This is a genomic window from Tardiphaga sp. P4_G1 (genome assembly GCF_056401215.1).
Genome location: NZ_JBFUJU010000009.1, coordinates 232,849 through 246,388 on the forward strand (window position 1 = coordinate 232,849; position 13,540 = coordinate 246,388).

4 protein-coding genes are annotated in these 13,540 nt (G+C 64.1%); all 4 read left to right on the forward strand.

Going from position 1 to position 13,540, the window contains the following annotated elements:
- Positions 1 to 66: 66 nt before the first annotated feature.
- Positions 67 to 10,791 carry a filamentous haemagglutinin family protein gene (locus tag AC1DUY_RS22385; RefSeq protein ID WP_478117184.1) on the forward strand — a complete coding sequence of 3,575 codons (10,725 nt, stop codon included), beginning with the start codon at positions 67 to 69 and terminating at the stop codon, positions 10,789 to 10,791.
- Positions 10,792 to 11,106: 315 nt separating this feature from the next.
- Complete coding sequence (locus AC1DUY_RS22390) at positions 11,107 to 11,787, forward strand: STN domain-containing protein (RefSeq protein ID WP_478117186.1); 681 nt, start codon at positions 11,107 to 11,109, stop codon at positions 11,785 to 11,787.
- Positions 11,784 to 12,329: an RNA polymerase sigma factor gene (locus tag AC1DUY_RS22395; protein WP_478117188.1), complete on the forward strand. Its 546-nt coding sequence runs from the start codon at positions 11,784 to 11,786 to the stop codon at positions 12,327 to 12,329. The genes AC1DUY_RS22390 and AC1DUY_RS22395 overlap by 4 nt, the downstream gene beginning before the upstream one ends.
- Before the next feature lie 30 nt (positions 12,330 to 12,359).
- A complete protein-coding gene (locus AC1DUY_RS22400) occupies positions 12,360 to 13,343 on the forward strand; it encodes a FecR family protein (RefSeq protein WP_478117190.1) in 984 nt (327 codons plus the stop codon).
- Positions 13,344 to 13,540: the final 197 nt, after the last annotated feature.

Below are 13,540 nucleotides of genomic sequence, written 5' to 3' on the forward strand. Positions count from 1 at the left end.
CTGCCAATGTCGATCTTGGTTTGTCCGAGGTCAAAACTGACCGAACTGATGCCTAGAGGTTTCACGATGTTGATGTCACGGATCGCCATTCGCTCTGCAACGCAATCATCCCAGCGCACATCGTATCTCCACGGTTCGCTGCTTGTCGGCGTCAGCGCGACAGCGTTGTTGATCGGTTCACTGGCCGGCGCTCAGGCGCGGAGCCTGCAGGGCAGTGGACCGTCGGTGAGCGCAGCGGCAGCCGCCGCAGCAACGGCCCAGGCGGGCACCGCGCAGGCGGCAGCGACGGCGTCACAGGCGATGATCCGTGCCGCGGCGTCGATGCAGGGCATGCGTAACATCCAGGCGGCGGCGCGCGCCGCGGCGCTGGCGGCCGGCAGCACGGTGCCGAATGGACTGACGCCGGGCGGGCTGGTGATGGCGCCAGGCGCGGTGCCGGGCAAGACCGATGGCGGCGCCGGCCTGTGGCAGGGCGCCAACCTGCCGACGCAGATGGTCTCTGGCGGCCGCACGCAGGTCGAGATCAAGCAGAACGAAGCCAAGGCTATTCTCACATGGCAGACGTTCAATGTCGGCCGCGACACCGACCTACGGTTCGACCAGAGTGCCGGCGGCAAGGACACGGCGAACTGGATCGCACTCAACCGGGTGCTGGATTCATCGGCGGCGCCGAGCCGGATTCTCGGTACCATCAAGGCCGATGGACAAGTCTATGTGATCAACCGCAACGGAATCATTTTCGGCGGATCGAGCCAGGTCAACGTCCACACGCTGGTGGCGTCGTCGCTGAGCCTGAGCAACGAGCAGTTCAAGGCTGGTATCGCCAAGAATATCCTTGTCGGCGCGAGCTCGATACTCCCGACATTCGGCGACATCCCCGCTGAGACATCGCCGACAGCAAATCCTGCCGTTTACGGCTCCACGCCCGGAAGCGTCGTGGTCGAAGCTGGCGCGCTGATCGAGAGCCAGACAGGCGGCAAGGCGATGTTTTTTGCGCCGCACGTGGTGAATGCGGGTTCGATCAGGACCCCCGGCGGGCAGATACTAATGGCCGGCGGCGAAAATGCATGGGTGTTCGATCCGCTGGTTTTCGAGGCTGGTGCCAATTCGATTGCGGATCCAGACAGGACGGTGCGCGGTCTCGACGTGCTCGCCTCGTCTCCGATGCGATTTCTGATGAGCTACAGCGACTGGACCTGGAGCGGTTCTCCACAGGCCGTCAAAGACATCTACGTTTCGGCGGCGGCAGAAATGGACGCGCGCGCGGCCAGCGTCGGCTACCAGGTCGTGAACAACGGAGCGATCGAGGCGAGCCGCGGCAATATCACCATCGCGGCCCGCAACGTCACTCAGAACGGCGTGCTGCTCGCATCGACCGCCCTGAACAACCAGGACGGTTCGGTGCTGCTGCGCGGCACCAGTCAGGGTTTCGTCGGCCATACCGGTGATAAGCTCGTGACCTATTCCTGGTTGAACGGCACGCTGACACTGGCCAGTGGTAGCGTCACCACGGTCGTGCCCGACCTGACCGATACCGGCAGCATCGAATTGAGCGCCATCGAAGCGCGGTATCGCACGGGAAGGGTCGATCTGCGTGGCGCGCTGATCGACATCCAGAGCGGGGCAACGGTCGTGGTTCCGTCGGGCACCATATCGGCCGTCGCGAGCAAAGTCTGGATCGCCGGTTCCAAGCCCACCACGACCGAACCGGTGCGCGATGGCAGCCGGCTCTATATCGGTGAGAACGCGCTGCTCAGCGTCGCCGGCTTGCAGGATGTTCTGCTCAGCATGGAGAGCAACAGCGTCAAGGCGGAGCTGCGCATCAATGAACTGCGCGACAGCGTACTCTATATCGATTCCTGGCTGCGCGGCGCGACGGTCTATGTGGACAAGCGGGTGAGCGGATCGTTCAAGGATGGCCCGATGGCGGGCGTCCAATGGATTCAGAACGCGGATGGCAGCTACCAGACCGGCAACTGGGTGGGGACGCCGATCGGCGATGTCAGCGCCTGGATCGGCACGGGATCGACCTCGCTGGCAGAACTTTCGACCGCGGGTGGCAAAATCATTCTGAAGTCCAGCGGCGATATCGTGGTTCGCGCCGGGGCAACACTCGACATCGCCGGAGGAACAGTCCGTTACGCTGACGGCTACATCCGCACGACGAATCTCGTCGGCGCGGACGGGCGCATCTACGGCATTGGCGACGCGACCCCGGATCGACTCTATGTCGGGCTTCCCGGGAAATTCTCTCGCTATCATACTCGAACCAATATCACCGAGACATGGAGCACCATCTTCGATCGTGGTATCGGCGAGCGTTTCGAGCGGGGCTATGTCGAAGGCCGTGATGCCGGACGCCTCGTCGTCTATAATGCCGCGGGCTTCGCCATGGAAGGCGAGATCGATGGTCGCGTCGTTACCGGGGAGAGGCAGGCAGCCAGCGGTGAGGCGGCAACCGCCGGGACGCTGCAAGTTGGCGGCGGCGGCGTGGAGGATACGCTGTGGCTGAGTTCCAGCATCGCCATGACCGCTAGCCCGACATTGCTCGGCAGCGGCTTCACCGCCAACTCGGCGATGCCGGCTGCGTTCTACGACCCCACGTCCGACGGGCCATCCCGTGCCAAGACCACCTATCTCGATGTTGCTATGCTCAACAAATCCGGGCTCGGCAATTTCGAACTGTACTACAATAAAAACTTCAGCGTTACCGAAGACGCCAGCCTCGAATTGATCCCGGGTGCGTCGCTGGCGCTGATCCAGAACATCACGTCCTCGGAGCTGACCAAAACCAGCGTCGTCATCGATGGTCGCATTCGTGCGGCCGGCGGCACCATCACTTTGAACACCAACAACAACCTGACGCTTGGTGCTAGTGCGGTCATCGATGTCAGCGGTCAGTGGATCAATGAATATGCCAGTGGCGCGCCGACCCAGGCGCCGAATATCAGCGGCGGCAGGATCGGCCTGATCGTCAGTCCGAACTCCGCGAAACTCGGCGTGGTCGGCACGGTCAGCGTGGCATCCAGCGCGGTGCTGGATGTGTCCGGTGGCGGCTGGCTCAGCAGGCGCGGCGGCAAACAGAATTTGCGGCTGGGCGATGCCGGTACGCTCGAATTGACGAACATGGCGAACAACGACCTGTCCATCATCGACATGCGTGCCTACGCCGCCGGGTCGGGCGGCACTCTTATCCTGTCGATGCTGGGCGACGTCCGGATCGGCGGCACGCTGCCTGCAGACCCCCTGACACGATACGTGCCGGGAACGCTGTATGCTGACCGCGGTTTCCGCTCGGTGTCAATTCAGACTACCGGCAACGTCACCATTCCCGAGGGGGAGACTGTCTCGCAGATTCCGGTCGGCGTCGAACTGGGCTCCGGCGGCGCGCTCGGCTATGTCACTGGCAGCAAGGTCACGTCGCTCGGTGCGGTCCGCGTCCTCGATCTGCAGGAACGCATGACGCGCGGCGCAGCGTCACTGAGCATCGATACGCCAAATCTGATCAGGATCGGCGCCGGCGCCACGCTGACCACCGATATTGGAGGCAATATCAGCTTTAGTCAGGGGGCGGGGTTCACGGGCTCCGTGCAGATCGACGGCGCCATCGAGGCGCGAGCCGGTATGGTCACAATCAACACCGGCAACTTCACGCTGGCAAATGGCGGTCGCATCGACACGCGCGGCGTCGCCGCGATCATGGTTGATACCTGGACTGGCCTACGCACCGGCAGCGTGCTTAGCGGCGGCTCCGTAAAACTCACTGCAACCAACATTGATATCAAAGCCGGCTCGCTGATCGATGTGTCAGGCGCGGACGGCGAAGTCGATCTCAGGGCGGGACGTGGCTTCAGGTCGGTCGGCTTGCCCAGCAATGGCGGTCTGATTTCCGCAGAGATGTTCGGCGGTCTGATCGAAGGAGACCTTCGCGGTCGATCCGGCGGCCCTGGCGCTTCCGGCGGCAGTATCAAAATCAATCAGAGAGCCGGAACGATCTTCGTTTCCGATGCAATCAATGCCGCAGCGGGCCGCGGCGTCGTCAGGCCGGGCTCACTACAGGACGGGGGCTTCGCCGAATTGACGCTCGTGTCCGTTGGGAGCGTGGTGTTCGACCGCGTCGATCTCAGCTTCACGCGCTCGATCGCAATAGATGGGATCATTGCCAGTGCAGGAGCGGGCACCGTACAGCTTGCGGCGCCCTATGTTTCGCTGTCCAATAGCCTGCTGCCAAGCACTGTTCCGACTCGGGCTCCCACTGCGGCAGGGAGCGGCGAGATCGTGCTCATTGCCGACCTGATCGACGTTACCCAGGGTGCATTCACCGGCTTCGCCGAAACCCGACTCGTGGCTCACGATCTGCGGCTGGGCGGGCTGCTCGCCGACCTGACGTTTGACCGCCAGGCGATGCTGTTTGCGGACGGTAAGCTCGCCCTGAAGGCCGGCCAGATCTATCCGGCGACCGGCGTGCAAGCCTCGATCAAGGCCGGTGCGCAACTGCTCATCGAAGCCAATGGCGAGTCCGCGTTGCCGCTGTCTGCGGCGGGCTCTCTGACGCTGGAAGCGCCGGTGATCGAGCAGAACGGTGTCGTCCGCGCGCCGTTCGGTGTGATCAATTTCAAGGCGAGCAGCCGCGTTACGCTAGGCTCCGGCAGCACCACGTCGGTGTCCGGCGACGGGCTGGTTCTGCCCTATGGCCTCCTGATCAATGGCGAGTTCTGGGGAGATCCGACCAAGCGGGCGACCACGACGCGTCCTCCGACGCTGGATCGTCTTCCGGAGAAGCAGATCACGCTCGATGCGCCCTCCATCAATGTGGCGACAGGGTCGGTGATCGACATTCGCGGTGGCGGCGATCTGCACGCATCGGAATTCGTGGTCGGTAGCGGCGGCTCGCACAATATTCTCGCAATGCCTGGCGTCTACGCCATCGTCCCCGCGGCGGGCGGAGCGACCGCGCCCAGCAGCAATGCCGGCATCGGCAGCAGAATCTGGCTCGCGGGCGGCAATGGTTTGGCGGCGGGCTGGTACGCGCTGATGCCACCGCAATATGCGCTGCTGCCTGGCGCGTTTGCCGTCCAGGCTGTCGCCGGCAGCGACAGCCATAGCGTCGTCGATCCCGTCACTTTGCTGGACGGTACAGTGCTGATGTCGGGACGTCTGGGCAATGGCCGGGATGGCGCTGCCGATGCGCTGACCTCGACGTTCCGCGTGATGAGCGGCAGCGTGGTGCGCGCCTACAGCGAATTCAACGAAGCCAGTGCCAACAGCTTTTTCGCCTCCGATGCTTTCAAACTGACGCAGTACCGCTTGATCGGCCGCGATATCGTGACGCCGCGGCTGCCCGCCGACGGCGGCGCGGTGGTGTTCAGGGCGACCAGTGAACTGTCGCTCGATGGCCAACTCCGCTCTGCCGCGGCGCCGGAGGGCGGTCGCGCAGGTCTGGTGGATATCGCAGCGACCAATATCGCGGTGATCGGCGCCGGACAGGACCGCAGCGGTCTGGCGGGGTATCTGATCATCGACTCCGCGCGGCTTTCCAGCTTCGGTGCAGCGAGCCTGCTGCTCGGCGGCGTTCGCAGCGGCGCGACGGCCGGCCTCGGCATCGAAGTCATTGGCGGCAGCATCGTGGTGCGCAACGACGCGTCGAGTGCGCTGGTCGGACCCGAAATCATCCTGGCCTCGACGAACACCATCAGCATCAGCGCCGGCAGCGTGCTGCGGGCAGAGGGAGTGGTGAACGGCGGCAGCGGCGACCTCATTATCAAGCCGCAATTCGCTGAGAACCCGGCCAACAACAATACACCTGACAACACCGCTGATGATCACGCGCTGATCCCGGCGCGGGACTACGGCGCGCTTATTCGGCTTTCGAACGGCGACGTCGCCAGCGTCGTTCGCGCGGGCGCGGAGGCGACACGCGGCGAGGTCGAAATCGGAGCCGGCGCAGTCCTCGCAGGCGGCACGGCGCTGATGATCGATGCGACCCGCAACACCACGCTCGCCGGTTCGGCACAGGTGTCTGCGGCGGACATCACGCTGTCCGGCAGCAACATCGGGTTCGGGGGCGGCAATTCTGGCCTGGTGTTCGATGCCGCCAGCCTGGCGCGTTTCAACAGCGCGCAGAATCTGACGCTGCGCAGCTACGCGACGATCGATTTCTACAACGGCATCGATTTCGGCTCGGCGGGTCTGAAGTCGATCACGCTGGACGCGACGGCATTGGTCGGTCGCGGCGCCGGCGCGACCGTCGTTACGGGTGACACGATCGTCCTCCGCAACTCGTCGGGCAGCCTGGTCGATCCGCTGGTCGCCAATCAGGGCACGCTGGCGCTGAACGCCAACCAACTCGTCCTCGGCAGTGGCGTCAAATCGCTGCGCGGTTTCAACACGGTATCGATCAATGCCGGTAGCCGCCTCGTCGCCCAAGGCAAAGGCAGCCTCGACGCCGGTTCGGCCAGCTTGTACATCGCGGTCCCGGTCATCACCGGGCAGGGCGGTGCGAACCAGTCGATTGTTACCAGCGGCGCTCTGTCGGTCGATGCCCTCGGGGCAATGTCAGCGCGCGATGTCGATAGCCTCGGTTCGCGCTGGGCTTTCACCGGCAGCCAAGTTGATTTCGGCGGTCGCGTCATGGCGATCGGCGGCGGCGTGTCGCTGACGGCAACCGCGGGCAACGTGGTGCTGCGCAACGGGGCCTCCCTTGACGTCGGCGGTTTCGGCAAGGTCTTCAACGACGTCACAGCCTATACCAATGCCGGGACGATCAATCTCACGGCGGTTGGCGGCAATGTGCTGCTCGACGCCGGCGCTACCCTCAACCTTGCGGCAACCGCCGGCGGCGGCGATGCCGGCAGCCTGTCCGCCGTGGCCTCGGGCGGCGGCACGGTGGTGCTGGCCGGTGCGATCGACGCACATGCCGCGGCGGGTCGGGGCGGCTCGTTCGCGCTCGACATCGGCGCACTGTCGAACTTCGGCGGCTTCGGCCAGCAATTGGAAGCTGCGGGCTTCAGCCGCGCGCGCCAGTTCCGCATCCGCGACGGCGACGTCACGCTCGATGGCAATACCCGCGTGGAAAGCTTCGTCCTCACCACCGATGCCGGCAGGGTGACCATCACCGGCACTGTCGATGCCAGCGCGGCCTACGGCGGCAGCATCGCGATTGCCGGCGGCAACGGCGTGGCGATGGCGAATGGCGCCAGCCTGATCGCGCGCTCGACCACGGCGCTCGGCAGCGGCCGGGTCACGCTCGACGCCAGCGGCGGCATGCTCGACATCACAGGCGGCGTGATCGACGTCTCTGGCGGCGAAGGCGGCAAGGTTCGTTTCCGCGCGCAGCAGACCATTGCGCCGAACCACGTCATGGTGAGCAATCTTGCCGCAACCATTGTCGGCGCGCGCTCGGCTGTCCTGGAGGGTGTCTGGCGGCAGACTGATGTCAATGGCAATCCCGTTCTGGTTTCGCTCATCGATGCCGCGCTGATCGCGCAGGCCAATGCAGCGGCCAACGCTTTCGCGGCGAACGCGGCCTCCGTTGCAACGCGCCTCGGCACCGGCGTCAATCTCGCCATCACGTCGGGGATCGATATCCGCAGCGACGGCGACCTGACGCTTGCCGCCGACTGGGATCTGTCCGGCCTGACGACACATCAGGGCAGCCTGACACTGCGCGCGGCGGGCAACCTCAACCTGCTCGGCAATATCAGCGACGGCTTCAGCAATGCCACCCGCACCAGCGCGTTGCTGGCCCAGGACTCTTGGGATCTCCGGCTGGTGGCCGGCGCCGACATCAATGCCGCGGATGCGCTGGCGGTGCGGCCGATCGCCGGACTTGCCACGGGCAGCGGCTCGCTGCGGCTCGGCAACGCCACCACCGGCTATCTGGCGCGCACCGGCACCGGCGATCTCGCCGTCCGCGCCGGGCGCGACATCCAGCTCGCCCATTATCAATCGGTGATCTACACCGCCGGCCGCCAGGATACGGCGCCCTTTGGCGATTTCAGCGCTGGAACGACAGGGGCGGTCTACGGCATCCAGGGCGGCAATCTCAGCATCGGCGCCGGTGGCAGCGTCATCAGCACGTTGCCAACTGTGAACGCCAACAACATGCTCTATACGGCCTGGCTCAGAAAAGCGGGCGCCGTCAACAACGCCAATGATCTGCTGTTGACGCAACAGAGCACATGGTGGATCGACTACAGCAAGTTCATCCAGGGCGTCGGCGCGCTCGGCGGCGGCAACGTCAATGTTCAGGCCGGCGGCGACCTCGACAACCTGCTGGTCGCGTTGGCCACCACCGGACGCGTCAGCGGCGGCAAGACAGCCAATTCGGAAAAGACGCTCCGGGTGGACAATGGCGGCGCCATGACCGTGGTCGCCGGCGGCGAAGTGAAGGCCGGCAACTATTACATCGCCCGCGGCGACGCCACGATCGATGCCGGAGCCTTTGTGGTAGGGCGCACCGTCTCCAGCATCATCACCGGGTCCCGGCCGCTCACGACTCGCTATGACATCGCGCCGGTGCTTGCGCTGGGAGATGCCTCGCTGACAGTTCGTGCCGCCGGCGATTTGCGGGTGCAGACCGTGCTCGATCCGCTGATGTCCTACGATCCCACCCGCGGTACAGGCATCGCGCAGACTTACATGCTTGGGCAGACCGACAACAGCCGTGTAAGCCTGATGTCGACAGGCGGCGATGTCACACTGGTCAACCAGAGCCTTTATCTGTCGCAGGACGTCACGACGGCGAATAACTGGTTCGCTGCAACCACGGTGAAAGTGCAATTTGCCAATCAGTACGCCGGCAATCTTTACCCCGCCTTGACCAGCATCACAGCGCTGAACGGCTCGATCGCCAATCTCGGTCAGCTCTCGACATTGCCGGCCGCCAGCGGCGAGCTGCAGATGCTGGCAGCGGGGAATATCGGCGTCGGCAACATCCTGATGTCGCGTGCGACGCCGCAGATGCTGGCGTCGCCCTTCCGCCCGTTCAACGGCAGCGGCGGCCCATTGCAGTATTCGGATCTTCAATCGACCAGCATCACCCGGTTTCTCGATCTGCTGCGCAACGCGGTCGATCCGTCGGCGTATTACGGAACGAGCCAGCCGTATTTCAACCGGGTCTCCAATCCCGATGTGCTGAGCAACGCCGGCGACTACGCACCGAGCCGCATCTACGCGCTGAACGGCAGCGTCCGCTCCGGCAGTCTGGTATCAAACGAACAGACCTGGATTTCGGCGGGGGCGGACATCCTCGACCTCAAGCTCAACCTGCGCAACCTGCACGGCATCGACGTATCATGGATGCATGCCGGCAACGACTTCCTGTATCACACGCCCGGCCTCAACGCGGTGCTTGATCCGGCCGTCACCATTCAGGGGCCGGGCGGATTGCTGCTGACCGCCGGCCGCGACATCTATGCCGACACGATGGGCGTCGTGAGCACGGGAAACCTGACCTTCCTCCGGTCAACGTCGCCGGCGCCCGTGGCAATCAAAGGCCTCTCCGCAGCCGGCGCGTCGATCGAATTGATGGCCGGCCTGCGCGGCCAGCAGCCGGACTACGCGGCAGTGGCAGCGGCGTATCTCGATCCGGCGAATGTCGGGAGCATGCCGAGCTATCTGACCGTCGCGATCAATGGAGAGTTGCGGCCGCTTTATATGACCGAGCTGCTCGGGGTAAGGGATGGTGCAATCGTCAAGCAACTGCGATTTGGGCTGATATCCTTCATCTACGATACCACTGGCCAGCTGCTTTTAGGGTCCCCGGCCGAGCTATGGGCCGCGTATCAGGCGCTGCCAGTGCTGACGCAGCAACGCTTCCTGCGCCAGGTCTACATGCAGGAACTGCGTGCCGCGGGGCGCGACTATACCGCGGGCGGCGCGACCGGCGGCTACGCGCGCGGTTACGATGCAATCGCCAGACTATTCCCGGGTGACGCCTGGAAAGGCAACGTGCAGAGCGGCAATCTGCTGGTTCGCACCAACCTCGGCGGGAGCATCGGCGTATATACGCCGGGCGGCGGGCTGGAGATCGCCGCATTGAACCAGAATGTCGAGGCGAATTACGGCCTGATCACGCTTGGCTATGGTCGCATCGATATTTTTGCGAAGCAAAACGTCGTCGTGAACCGCTCGCGCGTGCTCACTTTCTCCGGCGGCGATATCACGATCTGGTCCACGCTCGGCGATATCAACGCCGGCCGCGGCGCCAAGACGACGCGCGTGCCGAGCGCGCCCGTCGTGAGCACCAATGTCGATACAGTCACCCTGGTGAAGGAGAATTCCGACATTACCGGATCCGGCATCGGCACGGTGATTGGCTTCTCCGGCGTCGAGCCGGGTGATGTGGATCCGATCGCCCCGGTCGGCACCGTCGATGCCGGYGACGCCGGCATCCGGGTCAGCGGTAACTTCAATGTGGCTGCGTTATACGTGCTGAACACGGACAACATCAAAGTCGGCGGTGAAACGAAAGGCGTGCCGAAGGCGGAGGCGCCCGCGGTCAATCTGATCCCCGACACCAAAGACAAGGCTGCCGCCGATGCGGTCAAGGATTCAACGCAGCAAAATACTGCGAACGCGCAGCCGTCGGTGATCATCGTCGAGGTGTTGGGCTATGGCGGCGCGTCGAATCTCGCTCCGACGGACGACGACCGCCGCCGCGACAAAGACAAGGATGACCGGCAGGGCCTGCGTCAGGATCCGAACAACCCGGCGCAAGTCGTCGGCTTTGGCAATCTCACCGAGCAACAGAAGCAGGCTCTGACGGAAGAGGAGAAACGCAATCTTTGACCCAGGCACCTTGTCCATCCGTTGTTAAGGCGGGAATCAGCAGAAGCAATCACCGCCGTGTAACGGAAGCTAGCTCGCGGTCGAGATACCCGTTGTGGCACCGATCCAGCCGGCACCTCCAAATTGCCGGCGCGGTTCTCCTTCTCGGCGAAGCAATGTCACATCGCGCCTTATAAATAGCGGCAGCAATATGTGGCGTGCGACGAATGTTGCGCTTGATCATTCGGCAGATCGGCCTGACATCTAGTTGTTATACTTGTCACATAGGTACGAGCTTGGCACGTCACGTGCCCTTCAATGTGAGGATGGGGTCAAATGCCCGCGCCATGGGTTGCGCATGTGGGCGTTGCGCTTCGTCTTGCGGTAGGTGTTGCTTTGCTGGGTTCTCCGATCGACGCGCAAGCGTCCAGCGAAGCACGACGTTTCGACATTGCTGCGCAGCCGCTCGCCAGCGCGCTGGTCGAATTTGCCGACAGCACGGGGTTGGCTGCGTTGGTCGATGCCGAAGTCGCCAGCGGCAAGCGATCAACCGCCGTTCACGGGCGGTTGCTCCCGCAGGACGCATTGCGCATTCTTCTTGCTGGGACCGGTCTTTCGTTTCGTCGTGTCGGCGACACCGCCTTCACGGTCGGTCCGAACACGACGGCGCCGATGATCGACGGCGAGCATTCTGACGGGCATCGTCGCGCGGAGTTCAATCATTATTTCGCGCTGATTCAGGGTACGATCGAACAGGCGCTCTGCAGCGATGCGGAGGTACGGCCCGGACCGTACCGTTCGGTGGTGCAGGTGTGGGTGGGACGGGCTGGATCGATCGATGCGATTCATCCGGTCGGTTCGAGCGGCGACGATGGCCGCGATGCGCGCATAGCCCTCGCAATCGCGCGCGCCAGAGTGACACCGCCGCCGGTCGGGCTGCCGCAGCCCGTCACCGTCATTCTGCAGCACAGCACGTCCGACGCGGTCTGCGCGACCGGGGCTGCGGCGGCACGATGACGGAAACGTCGACCGTCCGGATGCGGAGCATCTTCGAGGCCAAATATCAGCGGTTTCGCGAGCGGCTGCGTCGCCGGCTAGGCTCCGATGCCCTGGCGGTCGAGGTGTTGCACGAGACTTGGCTGCGGCTCGACCGGATTGGCGACGTCAGCGCTATTCAGAAGCCGGAGTCTTACCTGTTCCGGATGGCACTGAACGAGGCCGCGGACCGTCGCAAGGCCGACAACCGCAAGCTCTCACCCGCCGAGATCGAGGCGGTGCGCCATATGATGGACCACACCCTCGATCCCGAGCGCATTTCGGACGCGCGACGGGAGATAGAGGAGCTTGCGGCTGCGCTGAACGAGCTGACGCCGCGCCGCAAGGCGATCTTCCTGCTCGCGCGGGTCAATGAAATGAAACACGCCGACATCGCGGTGAAATTCGGCATTTCCCCGCGAATGGTTGAAAAGGAGCTCGTGCAGGCCCTGCAGCACTGTTCGCAACGTCTGGGAAGAAAAGTCATCCGCCGGTTCGGTCCCGGCCTCCCGAAAGAGTCTTAGGGGTAGGGGATGGGCGAGGACAGCACTCCAATGACAGACGTGAACGGGCATGAGGCGCTGGCGCACGAGGCGCAGGCGTGGCTCGTCCGCCTGACATCCGGCGAGGTCACGGCTGCGGATAGCCGGGACCTGGCGAGCTGGTGCGCGCGCAGTCCGGCGCATGGGCGGGCTTTCGCCGAGGCCAATGCGCTGTGGGACAGGCTGGAACAGGCGGCGCGCCACCCAGCCGTATCGGCGTCGCTGGGGCTCGCGCCGTCAGGTCATGCATTGTCGGGCCGAACAGCACATTCCCGTCGCTGGTTTCTGGGCGGAGCGATTGCGGCATCGGTTGCCGGGGCCGGTTATCTGATTGCGCACCCGCCGATGGAGCTGTGGCCATCGCCCCAGGAGCTGGCCGCCGATTACCGAACCCGTACCGCGGAGCGGCGCCAGATTGCGGTGGGCGATGGAATTACGGTCGAATTGAACACCCGCAGCAGCCTCAACGTGCTTCACGACGCAAACGCGAACAGGCTCGAGTTGATTTCCGGTGAGGCCGCGATCTCCGTCTCGCAGCAACAGCCCGCAACACTGACGGTTGCGGCCGGAGGCGGGGCCGTTCACGCCACCGATGCGCAGTTCAACCTCCGATGCGAAGGCGGGCGCTCCGTGGTCACATGTCATCGCGGCACGGTCGCGATCGCCTATGCGGGGACATTCGTCACCGTGGGTGAGGGCAAGCAGGCCTTCTATGCCGATGGCATCGTGAACGCACCTGCCATCGTCGATCCTGCTGTCGTCATGGCCTGGCGCGACGGTCAACTGGTGTTTCGGCAAACGCCGCTTGCTGACGTCGTCAGCGAGGTCAATCGGTATCGGAACGGTCGGATCATTCTCGCGAATGAAGCGCTCGGGCGCCGTCCCGTCGAGGCACGCATTGCCATCGACCGGGTCGACGATCTGATCGCCCTTGTCAAGGAAGCCTATGGCGCCAAGGTGACGTCGCTTCCCGGTGCCATCGTCGTGCTCTCGTGATCGGCTTCGGCCGTGGCCATTTGCGAAATTTTCATGACACGGTTCAGTCCCGTTCTGCCTCGGACCGTCTTAGGGGCAATCAGAAGAAGAGACGAAGTGCAGGCGTGTTGAAGTCATCGGCGGTTGGCATTGCAGCGATAGAGCTGCCGATGCTGGGCGCGGATATTGATGCTGTTCTCCTTGGTCCCTTCTAACGA